The 17,029-nt window shown below is 52.7% G+C and carries 10 protein-coding genes, 1 tRNA gene and 2 pseudogenes; 11 read left to right on the top strand and 2 right to left on the bottom strand.

What is annotated here, in order from left to right:
* Positions 1 to 2: 2 nt before the first annotated feature.
* Positions 3 to 1,211 carry a type II secretion system F family protein gene (locus N805_RS19005; RefSeq protein WP_019473263.1) on the bottom strand — a complete coding sequence of 403 codons (1,209 nt, stop codon included), beginning with the start codon at positions 1,209 to 1,211 and terminating at the stop codon, positions 3 to 5.
* Positions 1,212 to 1,427: 216 nt separating this feature from the next.
* Between N805_RS19005 and N805_RS19000 the strand changes: the two genes are divergently transcribed.
* The 7 genes and pseudogenes from N805_RS19000 to N805_RS18975 all read left to right on the top strand — a co-directional run bounded on the left by N805_RS19000 (position 1,428) and on the right by N805_RS18975 (position 9,765).
* Positions 1,428 to 1,838 carry a pilin gene (locus N805_RS19000; protein ID WP_016484801.1) on the top strand — a complete coding sequence of 137 codons (411 nt, stop codon included), beginning with the start codon at positions 1,428 to 1,430 and terminating at the stop codon, positions 1,836 to 1,838.
* Positions 1,839 to 1,908: 70 nt separating this feature from the next.
* Positions 1,909 to 1,984 (top strand) — tRNA-Thr (locus N805_RS18995).
* A gap of 164 nt (positions 1,985 to 2,148) precedes the next feature.
* On the top strand, positions 2,149 to 3,639 hold the full coding sequence (locus N805_RS18990; RefSeq protein WP_019473264.1) for a tyrosine-type recombinase/integrase: 1,491 nt from the start codon (positions 2,149 to 2,151) through the stop codon (positions 3,637 to 3,639).
* A 690-nt stretch (positions 3,640 to 4,329) separates the two neighbouring features.
* Positions 4,330 to 5,348, top strand: a pseudogene (locus N805_RS30085) (integrase domain-containing protein).
* A gap of 557 nt (positions 5,349 to 5,905) precedes the next feature.
* Complete coding sequence (locus N805_RS18985) at positions 5,906 to 6,751, top strand: hypothetical protein (RefSeq protein ID WP_155412705.1); 846 nt, start codon at positions 5,906 to 5,908, stop codon at positions 6,749 to 6,751.
* A 640-nt stretch (positions 6,752 to 7,391) separates the two neighbouring features.
* Entirely contained in the window at positions 7,392 to 8,474 is a 1,083-nt protein-coding gene (locus N805_RS18980; protein WP_019471741.1) for a reverse transcriptase family protein, read from the top strand.
* A gap of 310 nt (positions 8,475 to 8,784) precedes the next feature.
* Positions 8,785 to 9,765 (top strand): IS5 family transposase, encoded by a 981-nt coding sequence (locus N805_RS18975; RefSeq protein ID WP_019471742.1) that lies wholly within the window; start codon positions 8,785 to 8,787, stop codon positions 9,763 to 9,765.
* Positions 9,766 to 10,046: 281 nt separating this feature from the next.
* Here the strand turns inward: N805_RS18975 and N805_RS18970 are convergent, their stop codons facing one another.
* Entirely contained in the window at positions 10,047 to 10,484 is a 438-nt protein-coding gene (locus N805_RS18970; RefSeq protein WP_019471743.1) for a hypothetical protein, read from the bottom strand.
* Positions 10,485 to 11,937: 1,453 nt separating this feature from the next.
* On the opposite strand from N805_RS18970, the pseudogene N805_RS18965 reads away from it, so the two are divergent.
* The 4 genes and pseudogenes from N805_RS18965 to N805_RS30580 all read left to right on the top strand — a co-directional run.
* Positions 11,938 to 12,567 (top strand): annotated as a pseudogene (locus N805_RS18965) (Fic family protein); the annotation flags it as partial.
* 1,162 nt (positions 12,568 to 13,729) lie between these two features.
* A complete protein-coding gene (locus tag N805_RS18960; RefSeq protein WP_028614147.1) occupies positions 13,730 to 14,710 on the top strand; it encodes an integrase domain-containing protein in 981 nt (326 codons plus the stop codon).
* Positions 14,707 to 14,982 (top strand): hypothetical protein, encoded by a 276-nt coding sequence (locus N805_RS18955; protein ID WP_019471217.1) that lies wholly within the window; start codon positions 14,707 to 14,709, stop codon positions 14,980 to 14,982. The genes N805_RS18960 and N805_RS18955 overlap by 4 nt, the downstream gene beginning before the upstream one ends.
* 265 nt (positions 14,983 to 15,247) lie before the next feature.
* A complete protein-coding gene (locus tag N805_RS30580; RefSeq protein WP_155412704.1) occupies positions 15,248 to 16,771 on the top strand; it encodes a hypothetical protein in 1,524 nt (507 codons plus the stop codon).
* Positions 16,772 to 17,029 lie beyond the last annotated feature (258 nt).

Raw genomic sequence — 17,029 nt, 5'->3', positions numbered from 1 at the left:
GTTCAGATCAAACTACCCAACTGGAAGATCGGCAGGTACATCGCCACCACCAGGCCACCCACCAGCAGGCCCAGGATCAGCACGATGGCCGGCTCCAGCAGGCTGGTCAACTGGTCCAGCGCCTGGCTGACCTGTTCCTCATAATGGCTGGCGGCTTTTTCCAGCATCTGGTCCAGCGTGCCACTGGACTCCCCGATGGCGGTCAGCTGCACCAGCAGCGGTGGGAACAGCAACTCGCCCGCCATCGCCTGGTTCAGCCCTTGCCCGTTGGCCATGCCCTGGCGCAGCCGCAACACCGCCTGCTCATGCAGCTCGCCCCCCGTCACCCTGGCCACCGTGCCCAGCGCATCCAGCAACGGCACCCCGGCGCCGTACGAGGTTGCCAGGCTACGCGCGAACCGCGCCAACGCCGCCTCCCTCAGCAACTTGCCGAACACCGGCAAGCCCAGCACCCGCCGAGATATCCACAGGCGCGCTGGCGCATGCTGCCGATACAGCTGGCGCACGGCAAAACCCAGCACCACCCCCATCACCAGCAACAGCGGCGCAAACCGGCTCAGCCCTGTGGACAAGTCGATCACCCATTGGGTAAATGCCGGCAACGCCGCGCCCATGCCCGAGAACATGCTTTCGAATTTCGGGATCACCTCCAGCAACAAGATCGCTGACACCCCCAGCCCCGTCAGCAACAGCAATAGCGGATAGACCATCGCCTTGCGCACCTTCTTGTGCAGCGCCAGGCGCTGTTCCAGCATGCCCGCCAGTTGCTCCAACTGCCGGTCCAGCGTGCCGGACTGCTCACCCACCCGCACCAGGTTGCAGTACAACGCATCGAACCACACCGGGTGGCGCTGCAACGCATCCGCCAGCCCCAGGCCCGAGGCCACATCCTGTTTCAATCTAACCAGCAACGCCGCCTGCGCCGCATCGCAACCACTGCGCCCCATCACCTCGAACGCCTGCAACAGCGGCACCCCGGCTTTGAGCAACGTCGCCAACTGCCGGCTGAACCCCGCCGGGTCCGCCTTCACCCGCCGCTTCGGCAAACTGAACGCCAGCCCGCTGGCCGGCCGCAAACTGGCTACCGTGATGCCTTGGCGAATCAGCCCGGCGCGTACATAAGCCGGGCTGCGCCCAGGCGTTTGGCCGCTGACCGGCGTGCCGTTGGCGTCGGTGCCGTGCCAGCGGTAAAGCAGTGAAGTTGAAGTCATGCAAAGGTCCTTTTTCTGCCCCGGCGACAAGCCTGGAAACAGCTTGCCGCGTCCATGCTAGGGCGCGCGTCCGTGATGCTCACTAGAGTAGTTCAGCGAAGATGACGCCCAAGCGGGCAGGGGTGACAAAAGGTGTCTGTTCAGGCCTACTGCGCCGCTGCCGGTTGGGGCGCAACCCACCTCAATGTGTAAGCGAATCAAAAAGGAAAGATGTTCATGAAAGGGCAACGCGGTATCACCCTGATCGAACTGATGATCGTTGTCGCGATCATCGGCATTCTGGCGACCATCGCCTTACCGATGTACACCAACCACCAGGCACGCTCCAAGGCCGCGGCCGGCCTGCTGGAAATCAGCGCGCTGAAGACGGCGATGGACCTGCGGTTGAATGACGGGAAAGACGTAGCGGCCGTGGCCGAACTGGGTGGCCAGCCGGCGACCGCGCATTGTGCGATCACCGCTAGCGGCAAGGCGGCAGATGGCAGCGGCAGCATTGCCTGCACGCTGGTGGATGCGCCGGCCAACGTGCTGGGCAAGGCACTGACCCTGACCCGTTCGGCCAGCGGCTGGGCGTGCACCACCGACATCGAGGAAGACCTGGCGCCCAAGGGGTGCAAGGGGGCTTGAGGGCAGGGCAATAACTAGCGGAAACAGGGGTTTGCGTTGCGGGTGTGAGCAGTGGTACGTTGCGCTACACGCCGGTGTAGCTCAGTCGGTAGAGCAGCGCACTCGTAACGCGAAGGTCGCAGGTTCGATTCCTGTCTCCGGCACCACATCCAGCTCCACTGCATTCCGCCGAATGCTTTGGAAGCCCTCTAAACCGGCCTTCTGGCCGGTTTTTCGTTTCCACGACCCTCCGTCGGGAACCAACTAAATCCCCAATAACCGGGGGTGTTTTTGGGGTACAGCGTCTTTCCTGAATGGAGAACGTACCCTTATGCCACGGCTAGCCACTCCGCTCAGCGACCTCAAATGCCGTACGGCCAAACCGCGTGATCGTGCTTACAAACTGTTCGACGGCGGGGGTATGTACCTGTACGTCGCGCCCAGTGGCTCGAAGACTTGGCGGCTGCGGTATTTCAAACCCAGCGGCAAGGAGGGCACGCTGATCATTGGCAAGTACCCCATCGTTTCATTGGCCGTTGCGAGGACCAAGCGTGATGAGGCCAAGGCCTTGTTGCTCGATAACCTTGATCCGATGGAAGAAAAGCAGAAGGCCAAGATCGCTGCCCAGCGTGCGAGCCTTCTCTTTGAAACCGTTGCCCTGGAGTGGCACGTCGAAATGTCCCGGCGCTGGACTGAGAACCATGCCAAGACGGTGCTTAGCAGGTTGCGCACGCATGTATTTCCACTGATCGGCCAGCGGCCTATCGCTGAACTCGACACCCATGATCTGCTTGAGGTCACCCAGCGAATCAAGGATCGCGGCACGATGGATGTTGCGCTGCGTGTGCAGAACTATCTATCCACGATCATGCGGGGAGCGAAGCGGGCGCGGCAGATCACTCAAAATCCAGCGCTCGATCTGGCCGGCTCGATTCAAGCGCCGCGTACCGAGCACCGTCCTGCGCTCTCGCTGAACCGCCTTCCTGAATTATTGAGCCGAATCGACAACTACACCGGTCGCGAGCTGACCCGGCTCGCAGTGCTGCTGACGCTGCATGTGTTCGTGCGCTCCAGCGAACTGCGCTTTGCACGGTGGGATGAATTCGACCTGCAACGGGCGATGTGGGAGATCCCCGATACCCGCAAGCCGATTGAAGGCGTCCGCTATTCCACACGCGGGACCAAGATGAGTGGGGACATTCAGATAGTGCCGCTGTCGCCACAAGTCATCGAGATTCTTGAGCGGCTGCGCAGCTTGAATCGCTTCTCTGAACTGGTTTTGCCCGGTGACCACAGGTATTGGAAACCCTTGTCGGAAAATACGGTTAACCAGGTGCTGCGCAATATGGGGTACGACACCACCAAGGACGTGTGCGGTCATGGTTTCCGGACCATGGCTTGTAGTGCGTTGCTCGAATCGGGGCTGTGGACGGACGCGGCGATTGAGCGGCAGATGAGCCATCAGGAGCGTAACCGCGTGCGCGCTGCATACATCCACAAGGCCCAATTTCTGGAGCAGCGTCGGTTGATCATGGCGTGGTGGAGTAACTACATCGATGCCAACAGATCGGGCCATGTCACCCCGCATGAGTTTGCCCATCCGGTAGGCGACAACGTCACAGCCTTGCCAAATGGTCATGGCGCATTCGATCGCAAGATCGGCTCTGGCTGCTCTTTCACGCGGGTCCATCCAAACAGGGCTGCAAAGCCGCCCTGTTTGGATGGACCTCACTTTGAAGAGCTAAAAGCCACGACGCTGTCCGGGATTTACCACGGAATTCCACCGGTGGATAGCCGCTTTTCACGTCCCCAAGAGCCCTGAGTTTCGGCCCTTGACCGGGTTTATCCACAAGCGTAGAACTGGCCGTGCAAGCGCTGTCGATGACAGCACCCCAGGTGGCCCGAACCTTCAAGGTCACGCCGCTCCCGCGGTGGTTCTCCCCAAGGGCGATTCGCATCCGGCAGCTCGCCCGGTCACCTCCCCGGTGATGGATGCCTACTTCACATCTTGGCCCTCGTGCGCCAGACAACACCTCCTACTTCGCTGCCCTGCAGCAACCTATCCGCTTGGCCGAATCTTGCGCCAACCTGCGCCCGTCTCTTTCTCCTGGAAAGAGACGGGCGCTTCTAGCACTGCTGCAGCCCTCATCCCACTTAGCTTTGCGGCTACTCCACTCGTGACAATCGGCGTGACAAACGCCGATGTCACCAGCAACAGCGATGTAGATGATGGTGCCGCAGACCACGGAGTGGACTGCACCTGACTGACTGACAGTCAGGCATGCCCCGGTCATCGCATTGCTGCTTGCACATGGCTCAGGATCTCGCGGCACTGGTCTCGTCGGCCAATGCAGCCTCCACCCGCCCACCGGTAACGGTGCTCAGGAGGCCAGATCATGAGATGCCCTTGCTCCCGGACGTGTCGCAGGGGCCTTGATCCCTGATAACACTCAGCATTCTTGGCGGGATGACGTGGGGCGAGGACTGGAGAGCAGAAAATGAGGTGAGCGATATGGCATTGGTGGGTCGACGCGATGGCCGTAATTTCGGCTACGGCAGGCAATTGAGCTACGCAGGGCCGCAAGCGCTGAAAGCCATGTTCGGTGGCGGTCATTGCGGCACGGTCAAAGCGCACGGTGATCGCTGGCAGGCATTCGTGAAATGGTGCCGTTCAGATCAGGGGCCGGTTATCAATGATGCGCGGCAGATTGATCGAAAAGTATTGGCGGCTATGCGGCGTATCTGCGCGACGTGGTTGGGCGCGGTGGCCTTGCTGTCAGCACCACACAAAACTGACTATCCAGCGTTAACAGAACCATGGCGGCGCTTCGCGATGATCAGTGTGTGAAGTTGCCAAGCCTGAGCAAAGCTTTGGGTATGCAGCGTACCGGGCGACGACAGTCGGTACCTCAGGGTCAAGACCGCGAACAGGTTAAGCAGATCGTCGATGAGCTTTGCAGCCGTGATCAGAGAGGGGCAGCAGCGATCGTTCTGTTGGCGCGGGGCACCGGCATGCGCTAGCGTGAGGCTATTTTGGCTGATCTGCCATGGCTAAGCCGTGAGGCTAACAACCTAAGCAGGATCAACATTCAGGACGGCACCAAAAGCGGCCGTGCCGGGGCCTCGGCCCCGCGTTGGATAGCGGTAGACGACCATGTTCGCGGGGCGCTTGGTTTTGCACGGCAGGTGTCGCCTTCGGGTAGCCGAAACCTGATTGCGCCATACGAAAGCTACCTAAGTCTCCTGCAAGAAATTATCCGTCCTGCGCGGGGCTTCCCGCATGCACATAACCTCGAAGGCATCCATGAGCTACGAGCGGCGTACGCATGTGAGCGCTATGAGCAGATCAATCTACATAACGCGCCTATCAACTGCGACCAGTGTTACGAGGTAGATAGGCACCTTGATCGCGAATTCCGAAGGCAAATCAGCTATGAGCTGGGGCACGGTCGGTTCGACGTGGTCTCTGCTTACATTGGAGGTCGGAGATTAGTGAGCCCCTCGACAGAGAATCATTCTCGGATGGTGTAGTAACGGGGTGTCACGCAACGCGCCAACGTCATATACGCCGGGCGAAAATTATCCAGGCTGAGATTGTAAAACACTGGCACCGAGCGACTCCCTGGGCATGTAGAAAGAAAACACCTGAATTGGTGTTTTCAAACTCGCCTGGCTCAGCATAGTGAAACGACTCGGTATTACTATGTACTAAAGGTAACGCTGCTTGCTTGTCGATTAGGAAAGACATGGTTCTCCAATCGCTGTTCGAAAAATTGACATGGATTATCGTTCCGGCGGATCGTGAGTGAGTAAATCGGTTACTGCTTTCTATGCTCCTAATTTTTATTGTATTAGCTAGTAAGTTGCTTTGGGGTGTTGCATTATATCAGTACTTTAATGCCGAAAGTTAGCGGAGTGAATTTTTGACAATGGTTTTGGTTTTTATATTTGTGATATAAGTTTCGCTGAAATGAGTTGCGCCTTTGGATTGGCGTATGAGAAAAAACTTGAAAACGCACCAGCTTGAGGATATAGTGGCTTTTTGCTGGTATCCACTTCAATTAAAACATTAGCGGCTATCGTAGAAAATGGATAATAAAGAAACATTCAATACGGTAGTTAGTTTGGTTGCGCGGCAACCTTGGGTTGGCTCAAAAATACCCGAAATGACTCATATGCTATATGAGGAGTGTAAGTGCAGCCGTTCTCGAGAAATGCTCGTTAACATTATAAGTGGCTTTTTCTATCTGTCGCTGACGGAGTATCATAGCAAGCTTTCTGATTTGGCATTGGAAGTCATGGCGCAGGAGCACTATGAAGACGATGCGTTGATTGTAGCTATGGCGGCAGACTCCAATCCAGACAGCTCTCATGAGCTACTTTATAATCTAAAGTACATATTCACGAAGGCAGGCTGGAACAGCTTTACAGGTGTTTCTAGTTTTGGCTCTGCGTATAAGAAGTATAAGACTACCGGCCGCAAAAGACTTGTTGTTGTTGATGACTTTGTTGGCTCGGGTAAAACTGTGATAAGTAGGTGCAGAGAGCTTAATAAGGTTTTTGAGAATGCCGAGGTAGAAGGCTTTTCAGTGTCGGTTAAAGTTTTGGTTTCTACGCGGCGAGGTCTTGAAAATATTAGAGCCGAAGGTATTGATGTAACTGCGCAGCATGAAATAAGTAAGGCGATTGACGATTCATTCCCTGATACTGTAGCGGCCGAATATCGAAATTTAATGATCGAGCTCGAAGCCAATCTATCTAAAGCTTATAATGACATTGAAATGCCAAGTATGGGCTATAATGATGCTCAAGCTGCTTATTGCCGTGAGAACTCGAATACTCCGAATAGTGTGTTTCCTGTTTTCTGGTGGCCTTTCAATAACGACTCGAACAAAAGATCAACAATGCTTCACAGGGCAATGGAGGATGCTTAATGAAATGCGCTAGCCTGGAAGCGTCTCGAAGAGACTTTGTGGTAATGAAAGCTCTATACGAGTCAGCGCACGGTCTGCAGCCCTATACTCTATTGAAACGTAGTAAGTTATCCCCAGAGTTATTCTTCAAAGTGTTTGGCTCTCTTGTGTCGAAGGGGCTAGTGTTTGAAGAGCGATCGCTAATATTCCTTACTGCAGATGGACGCTCAGTTTTTATGGCTGGATCTGGAAGGGTTTTGGCCGGAAACAAAGAGTGGAGAAAAGTTCCAAGCGGGATGTGCGGTAAGATCATTGAACCTGATGAATTTTATGTGCCGAATGCTTTTCTGTTCTTAAGTTGATTGTAAGAAAAGCATTTTTTGGCTTGTTTTTTTTTGCGGTTGTAGTACCCTCCTGATTGCCCGCAGAAGCTAGTATGCTGGAGTGAAGTCGCTCCCAAGGTTAAGGTTCATGATAACCGATATTGCAAACACCGGCGATGAAGCATACCGGCGCTTGCAATGCTACAACGCTTCGCGTTTCCGCAAACCTTGAGGTGCACGAAAGCGGGCTTCGCCCACTTTCGCACACCTCAAGGTTTAGAGCGCAAGTCTAAAAGCAAAAGCGGATTGGAAAACAGGTAGCTATCTGCGGGCATTTTATGAAAAAAATTGATGAGTGGAAGCGCTTTTTCGAAAAGCGGGGGGTGATTCCCGAACTGATCGAAAAATATTTGGATCAAATAGCCCGGCTAAATAAGTCAGGCGCTCCAATTATTTTTGAGGTCGAGCACCTTTCTCTTCTCATTGGCATTAAGTACGATACTCTACTTAAAATGATCCATGGGGGCTCAAGCTTCTATCGGAAGTTTACGATAAAAAAGAAATCCGGAGGAGATAGGGTTATCGAGGCTCCTTATCCAAGCCTTATGCAATGTCAAAACTGGATTTACGAGAACATACTGCTTAAGTGTGAGGTTCATCCAAGCGCGCATGGGTATGTACGTGGAAAATCTATTTTCACCAATGCGTCGCCTCACTTAAATCGCTCTAGCCTATTGAAGATGGATTTCGAAAATTTTTTTCCGTCGATTAAGATTGGCTGGGTTGTTAGTTTTTTTTCAAGACTTGGTTATAGCAAGAAAGTTTCGTTCGCATTAGCCTCTCTTTGTTGTAATGATGGGTGCCTTGTTCAAGGCGCGCCAACTAGTCCGTATTTGACAAATATTCTTCTGCGCAGGCTGGATAAAAAGTTATTTCAGTTGGCGGCGAAAAGCGATATAGCTTATACCCGCTACGCTGATGATATTACTTTTTCGGCTCAGCTCATACCGAGTTATTTCCCAGGGCTCGTGGCGTCTATATGCGCTAGATATGCATTAAAAATCAACTCAAATAAAACTCAGCTTTTAGTAAATAAAAATAAGAGAGTTGTTACGGGGCTTTCTGTTTCGGGAGAAAGCCTAAGGATTACTAGGGAGCTCAGAAGAAAAATAAAGCAAGACCTGTTTTATATTGAGAAGTATGGCCTTCTTTCTCATATTTCAAGCCAGAAAATAAAAGATCCATTTTACTTAGACTCAATACTGGGGAAGGTTAATTTCTGGTTGCAGGCTGAACCCGCTAATGAAGAAGCACTCTCATATAAAGAAATTCTTCTTTCCTATTTCTCGAATAGCAAAGTTGACGTGCTTTTAAAACGGAAGTCAACCCGCAGGAGTGTGGGTCTGTTGGCGGCTGAGTAATGGTTGCACTATTATCCCCGTCCGATTTCTCTGAAGTCCACAGGCGGCGGATTCATAGCTAATGTGGGTCTATTCCCTATTCCCCACCAAGATCCAGGCCTCCGGAGAAACCAGGTCGGATGGGGAGTCTAATTCGTCTGTCTCGTAGCTCTAAGCTACTCCGATATGTCAATTGTGGTATGCGAGCCACCATAAGATACAGCCATTTGTGGGAGTTCTTTTTCTGTTTTCTCATTCTCACTCTAGGGAAATCCTGAAGAAGACTTCCTGATTTTGGCAAAATGTCCGGACTCTACCCCCGAGTTTTCCGATGAAGCAAATGACCTTCGCCGATGCCGAGTACGCCGGCAAGCGTAAGCAGACCCGCAAAGAGTTGTTCCTGATCGAGATGAATCAGGTGGTGCCGTGGCAGGGTTTGATTGCCCTGATCGAGCCACATTACCCGAAAGGTGATGGTGACCGTCCGGCCTACCCGTTGATGGCGATGCTGCGCGTACATCTGATGCAGAACTGGTTTGGCTACAGCGATCCAGCGATGGAGGAAGCGCTGTACGAGACCACCATCCTGCGCCAGTTCGCCGGACTGAGGCTGGAGCGCATTCCCGACGAAACCATGATCCTCAACTTCCGTCGTCTGCTGGAGAAACACGAACTGGCTGCTGGCATCCTGGCCGTGATAAATGGCTATCTGGGTGATCGAGGCCTGTCGTTGCGCCAAGGCACCATCGTCGATGCCACGCTGATCAATGCGCCGAGTTCGACCAAGAACAAGGACGGCAAACGCGACCCAGAAATGCACCAGACCAAGAAGGGTAACCAGTACTACTTCGGCATGAAGGCGCACATCGGTGTCGATGATGAGTCGGGTCTGGTGCACAGCGTGGTGGGCACGGCGGCCAATGTGGCGGATATCACCCAAGTCGACAAACTGCTGCACGGCGAGGAAAACATGGTCGGCGCCGACGCGGGTTACACCGGCGTCGAGAAACGCCCTGAACATGAAGGCCGAGAGGTCACCTGGCAGTTCGCCGCCCGCCGCAGTACATACAAGAAGCTGGGTAAGCGCAGCCCTTTGTACAAAGCCAAGCGCAAGATCGAGAAGGCCAAGGCCCAAGTGCGCGCCAAGGTCGAGCACCCGTTCCGGGTGATCAAACGGCAGTTCGGTTATGTGAAGACGCGCTTCCGTGGTCTAGCGAAGAACACCGTGCAACTGGTGACACTGTTTGCGCTGTCGAACCTGTGGATGGCACGCCGACACTTACTGAGCAATACGGGAGAGGTGCGCCTGTAATGCGGGATATGGCTGCCGCGAGGTGCTCGTGGCGGCTAAAAACACAGAAATGAGCGGGTGACCTGATCGTTTTTGATCGATTCGTCGCTTTCAAAACCGGCGGGGGCTGAAGTCAGCCAGAAATACATGGCTACTTCAGACCATCCCTAGGCTTATAGCAATGTTAGGTTCCCGTTTGGGAGTCAGCACCGGTAAGCTTCATAAGCCGATATGACCAACCAGGAATCACTAACAACTGAGTGTCATGATTTAACGCGAAGCCGCCGAACGGGCGGCCTATTTTATTTTTTAATTTCAGAAATCTCTTGTAAGGATATTTCAACCTTGCTTGATATTTCGCTGATGTCTTGGTTCTTAATGTCGAGTGCTGCTATTTGTGCTTTTAATGATTCGATGTCTATTATTAATTTGTTTATATCTTTATCGCCTTGGATTTGAAAGGCTTTTGACTTTAATAGAGCAGATAGTTGGTCGTCTTCCAGTTTGCGTCGAAGCTTAATTAAACCCACTACGCTTCCAGCGGTTAGTATGCCCGCTGCAACTGGAATTGCTGCCGCTATCCCAGAAGAAGCAAGAGCGGCTATGCCACCGGCTATTAGTGATAGGGAAATAAGTCTCTTGCCTTCAGCTTCTTCGCCTGCCGCTCTTTCTGTGTACTCTGCAGCCTTTTCGTAAAGAGTCGAAACGAGGTCAGTAATTGAGTCGCGCATATCGATCATTGATCCCCCTCCTTGCCTGTTGACTTGGAGTAAGCTGACAGTATGCCTGTCAGGCCTAATCCAGCTGCTAACGCTTGGCTAACCGTTGTAGGACCGGTTAGTGGAAGTACAATGATGGCGCCAATCATAGATGAGAATACCATGTCGCTAAATATTGTCTTTGGTTTTCCATTGTTGCCCACATCTATGTTTAGCGCTGCGAAAATGGAAAATGGCTGCCTATTATTTAGACGATTCATTACATACAGCACAAAAGCGCCGCTGAATGCAAAAAAATGTAACTTTACGCATCCTGCAATGGCTCCCAAAGTAACCAGCCATTGCGGTAGACCCTCAACATCCAAGCTAATTCCCCTTTTCGATCACGGCTGAGGCCGGCTAAGCCCGGGTGTCATTCAGCTTCTCTCTGTTTCTTAACCGTATTCTAGCCTAATCCGTAGATTGAGCACAGCTCTGCTCCCGCAGGCGGGAACAGCTAAATAGGTAGGCTTGGCAGGGTAGGTGCACCGGGGACCAGGCGGTTTTTTGTGTTTGCCGAACGGGTATGGGTAGAAAGGTCAGTGCCAAATGAGTCATCAGGAGCTGTGCGAAGTCTGCGGAATCCAACAGCCGCCCTCGGATGCTTAGATTATTTCAGAGTTCGCAGCATTCTACAGGAACGACTTATGCGATAGCGAAGACTTATAGACTATTGGGCGAGAACCGGTTAGCCTTAGTGAATCCCTTTAGCGAAACCCATAGCAGGTGGGCTAACCATATTGGATCTCGGCCTGATGCATGATGGTCTGCACTGATCTTATACTTCTTGGTGTGTAATGCTGGAGGGCATCGATTAATAGATTGCGGTGCTGCCACAATTCCGTGTCTGGCGACATCGTATGTTATGGAATGTTAAGCCGTCTATATGGGTAGCATTACCACAGTTTGGTGTGCCCTTCTGAAAGGCTTAGCGATACTCAATTTAGTATTAGTAGTGATGCGAAATTATTCGATGGAGCCCATCAGTATCTTATCTCATTCGCACTGAAAAAAACTTGCAGAGGATCGATGGCGAGAGCGCACAAATTCCCAATTCGATTCCATTGAAGGCTATAGCTAGCTGATTTATTTATAGTTACTTTATGAGGTACGGCTAAAAATCCACCAAATTCCAATCCCGCGAAAATCGGCCCCTCACGACCAACAACCGTCCGTCTGTCTCCGCACCAGAATCAGTTGGCCTATGGCGATTTCTCGCTACCTGGCACCAATAGAAGCCCGCCTTGTGCGGGTTTTTTTGTTCCCGCTTTTTTCCCCGCGGATCTGCGTGTTTTTGAGTTTATGGTTCGCAGTTTTCCACTTAGGGTTGCACGTATTTTTAGATAATTGCTAGCTGTCGATCAGGTTTTGGCCAGTGTTTACGGGGTGAGAACCGAAAATTTTCTAGATAATGATTTTCCCGTTTAGAGATGATTACGCGCTGATGAAGGTCGCCCTGGCGCACCACCGTTTCGGTTGGATTCACCCATTCGGCAATGGAAATGGGCGGGTGGTAAGGCTGCTGACCTATGCGCTGTTGATGAAGTACGGCTTCAAGGTGAACACGGGTGGTCGGGTACTCAACCCCACCGCGGTGTTCTGCAATGTCCGCGACAAGTACTACACCATGCTGGGGCTTGCCGATACTGGCACCACAGCAGGGCTGGAGGCATGGTGTACCTATGTGCTGCAGGGTATCCGCGACGAATTGGAGAAGGTGGACAAGCTCACCGACCATGGCTACCTCACGAAGTGCATTCTGTTGCCGGCGGTGAGTTTTGCACGCAGTCGGGAGTGGATTACCGAGACCGACAAACAGATTCTGGTCAGCGTCATAAAGATGAAGGTCGTGAAATCGAGTGACATTGCTCAGGCACTCCCCGCGCTCACGGCTAACCAACGGCCTTATCAGATCAAGAACCTGGTAGAGCAAGGCATGCTGCTGCCGATCAACCCAGGTTCGAGGCAATACACCATTGGGTTTTCCAACAATTATCTGGTGCGTGGGGTCATCAAGGCACTGAGGGAGCAGGGGTTCATTCCAGAGCCACTCGACAGGCCTTGAATAATCGCAAGATCGGCATTAATTCAGCTTGAATTCGTCTCCTTTCGTGAGCATTAGAGCTCGAATGTAAGCACGATCCTCGAATATTCCACGCCCTGTGTGGGAGCGGCCTTGTGTCGCGAAAGGGCCGCAAGGCGGCCCTGGCAATTTCTTGTTCCACCGCTGAACTGTGCCCTGCAACACAGCTCCCTCTCCCCACGAAATCCTTTCAAGATACTTCGGAACAGCTTTTCAAAGCATGCGCAGCCGGGCAGTCGAACAGGTATCGCTACCCGGAACATTACCCCGTACCTGTGTGAGCCAACTGTCTTGCTCAATTTCTAAAAGCTAGCGCGATCCCTGTGGGAGCGGGCAAGCCCGCGAAGGGCTGCAAAGCAGCCCCAATCAAGCCAGAAAACGTTAACTGACTGGTATTAGGGCTTGCCCGCGAACACGGGTGAAAAGCGTGCCATGCACCGAGATAGTGACCCGCCGTACGCACGTATAAGAACAATGCCAAAACAATTTCGTCAGCGACCCTGTGATACGAGCCCTGAAAGCCCCCCGGCAATGATTTTTGGTGTACTCCCCAAGCCGGAGCTCGCACGTTCACTACACATGTGATGGACGCCTATTCCAGTACACCGCTTTTGTCCGCCAGATGTTCCCTCTTCACTTCTCGGCCCTGCAGCAACCTATCCGCTTGGCCGAATATTGCGCCAACCTGTGCCCGTCTCTTTCTCCTGGAAAAATACGGGCGCTTCTAACACTGCTGCAGCCCTTATCGCACATGGCTTTGCGGCTACTCCACTCGTGACAATCGGCGTGACAAACGCCGATGTCACCAGCAACAGCCTTGTAGATGATGGTGCCGCAGACCAGGGAATGGACTGCACCTGACTGACAGTCAGGCATGCCCCGGTCATCGCATTGCTGCTTGCACATGGCTCAGGATCTCGCGGCACTGGTCTCGTCGGCCAATGCAGCCTCCACCCGCCCACCGGTAACGGTGCTCAGGAGGCCAGATCATGAGATGCCCTTGCTCCCGGACGTAAGGAGTCGCCAGTCCCGCGTAGAGGACACTCCCCACAGGTCGCAGGGGCCTTGATCCCTGATAACACTCAGCATTCTTGGCGGGATGACGTGGGGCGAGGACTGGAGAGCAGAAAATGAGGTGAGCGATATGGCATTGGTGGGTCGACGCGATGGCCGTAATTTCGGCTACGGCAGGCAATTGAGCTACGCAGGGTCGCAAGCGCAGAAAGACATGTTCGGCAGCGGCCACTACGGCACGGTGAAGGCACACTGTGATCGGTGGCAGGCATTCGTGAAGTGGTGCCGCTCCGAACAGGGACCCGGTATCAATGACGCGCGACAAATCGATCGAAAGGTGCTGACCGCCTCTGCGGCGTATCTGCGCGGTGCGGTTGAGCGCGGTGACCTCGCCATCAGCACCGCACAAAACCGGCTATCCAGCGTTAACAGGACTATGGCAGCGCTTCGCGGTGATCAGTACGTTAAGTTACCCAGTCCGAGCAAGGCGTTGGGTGTGCAGCGCACCGGGATTCGCCAATCAGTGCCGCAGGGCCAAGAACGCGACCAGGTTAAAGAGATCGTCAATGCGCTCTGCAGAAATCATCAGCAACGGGCCGCTGCAATCGTTCTGTTGGCGCGAGCCACCGGCATGCGCTTGCGTGAGGCTATCTTGGCTGACCTGCCACGGCTAAGCCGTGAGGCTAACGAGCTAGGCAGAATTAACATTCAGGATGGCACCAAAGGCGGCCGCGCCGGCGCCTCTGCGCCACGTTGGATTGCGGTGGACGACCATGTTCGAGGTGCACTCGGGTTTGCAGAGCATTTGTCGCCTGCAGGTAGCCGTAACCTGATTGCGCCACACGAAAGCTATCTCAATGTTCTGCAAGAAATCATCCGCCCTGCGCGGGACATCCTGCACACACGCAACCTCAAAGGATTCCATGAGCTACGAGCGGCATACGCATGTGAGCGCTATGAGCAAATCACTCAACACCGCGCGCCCATCAACGATGGCCAATGCTGCCAGGTTGACAGGAACCTTGATCGCGAGGCCCGGAGGCGAATCAGCCACGAGCTGGGGCACGGTCGGATCGACGTGGTCGCGGCCTACATTGGAGGACGGACATGAGCAAACCATTCGATATGGAGTTGATCTTGGCTGGCGTGCTGACCGGGTCGCGTGCAACGCGGGAACGCCATCTGCGGCAGGCAACGCTTATCCAGTCTGAAATTGCAGGTCGCTGGCAGCGAGAGACCCCTTGGGCCTGGCAGAGAAAGCATTTGGTTTGGTTTCTAGAGCATCGCCTAGATCGACACAGCAGGATGAAGCGATACTACTATTTTCTGACCGTGCGGTTACTCGTTCGCCGTTTACAAAAAACATGGGTGTTCAACCTCTGAGCGAGGATCTGATATTGACAGTCAGGACTGACAGTAATCGACCCATAGCTGCCCTTCAGGAAGTGCAGATAGGGGCCGGAAGAGCTCACCGAGTATCATCAAAAGCCGAGGGGGATTCACAGCACCATGAGCTGCCGTCAGTAGAGTATGAGAAACTTGATCTTCGGAGCTTGGAGAGTGTCTAAGAAACCAGGGGTGATTAAGTCTTAAGGCTTTGCTCTGCAATAATCGGAAAAACTTATGCGCGGAAATGGAAATTCAGTAGATGGGAAATGACTTCGGTGTTTTATCAACGGTTCAGCGCCTTAGAAATCAGCTGAGTTGGCGAGTGAGATGGTGCTTTCCAAATCTTGTATCTCGTTTTACTTCAGATAGAGAAAGTTATTCTCTCTTGGATCGTGCGGAAAATGCTGAGACTCTCCCTGACCAAGATGAAGAAGCTCGTGTTGAGGTGTTTTGGGCTGCCGAATTTTACGGTCCTAGTGAGGTGGACGCTTTATGTGAAAGCCTAGATAAGCTCCAGTGGAGCGCAGGTCTTGGTTTTCCAAGGCGCGAGTCGGCGGCTGATTGGGTGCGCAGGCAACGTGAGTATGGCAGCGGCAACGCTTGGTACAATATTGGGGTTGTAGCTGACTCTAAAGAGAGTCGTGAGTTTGTTCTTACACATAATAAAATGGACCTTCCGAAGGAAGTGAGATTCCTGAAGGTCGATATTCATCAATTTACTCCGGCAATAACCTGTGTAGTGGTTGCCTTTGTTTTGAATGAGAGTTTAAAGGATGTCTATTTTTGTGGGCTAAAGAAAGAATATAAAGGTCGCTTCTTCAGGGGGGGGAGGGTCATTTCTCGTCGCGGCCCTCGTGATTTGAAGCGTGAGGCTGTTGAGGGGGCTAGGTCAGAATTTAAAGAAATGGCGAAGGTGTGGTTCGGCAAGACTATGCCTGGTTACTTTTGCGGGGTATCTGCAGATGCGATGCCCACAGCGGAACTTGTGGTTACAAAACTAGAGCCACTGTTTTTGGGGCGCGGTGCTCCCTTTGAGTCATGGCAAGACTTGGTATTCAACGTGCGGCCTACTGAGGTTTGGTCTAAACCTTCTAAAGGTGGTCTAAAATTTACTCTGGGTAAAAGTGGGATTCGGCGTGAAGGAGTACATCTAATTTCCTCAATCTGCGAGGCGGAAACTGAATCTCAAGACTACAAGCACTATGGTGAGGGTGGGCGCAAGTATGTAAGTTACGCTGTTGAAGTGTTTTCAGATGTGCTGGCTAACTACAGTGTGCTTGGATACCTCACTGAGAATCTAAAAGCCCTTAAACTCAGTCGCAGCTCTTTACGGCTCTCAAGGATCAGCAAGGTAAAGCAGTTGAGAGTGCTTGAGGATATTCAAAAATTCTTTGATCAATCTCTAGGGGCACCAGTGATCGCATCGGAATTAAAGAGGCGCGCAAGTCATTCTTCGAATTTTTTTTATCGATATGGTGATTACAGTGCGCCAAGTCGAGGACCTAAGAAAGACTTGCGATCGCTGCGGCGGTTTTTTGTGCAGGCCACTGACCATTACAGCGATACAATTCTTGTGGAGGAACATTCTATTCGAGAACATTTTGACCAAGTAGCAAATATCATCAGCATTCGTGAGAGCGTAGAGGCGCAAAAGAAAACACAAGTTTTAACCGTTTTGGCTCTTTTTGTTGCCGTTCTGTCAATGGGTATCACGGCTTTGCAAAGTCGAAGCTGGGTAGAAGAGCTTAAATTGCTCTTAACTTCAATTGTGCCTTTCATATGACTTTGAGGTGTTTAAATCTGGTAGGGAAAGAGGAGTATGTTTGGGCGCATGCTGAAGCTCAAGCTAATGTTTTTATTATTAGTAGTTATTTAGATGCGGCTCTAGCGACCAGGGCTACTGCCTCCCTAGTAAAGCTAGGTGGGTGGCCCGTTCACTGATGTCACTCGAAATTTAAGCTTGAAGCTACCTCTTGTTTTTGCTGGTTGACACGACAGCCAAGCGTGGAGAAAATGTTAGGGTTAGTAAGGATAGGCGTGC

This window comes from Pseudomonas putida S13.1.2 (assembly GCF_000498395.2).
Lineage (GTDB): Bacteria > Pseudomonadota > Gammaproteobacteria > Pseudomonadales > Pseudomonadaceae > Aquipseudomonas > Aquipseudomonas putida_Q.
This window is presented reverse-complemented; position numbering and strand designations above follow the sequence as displayed.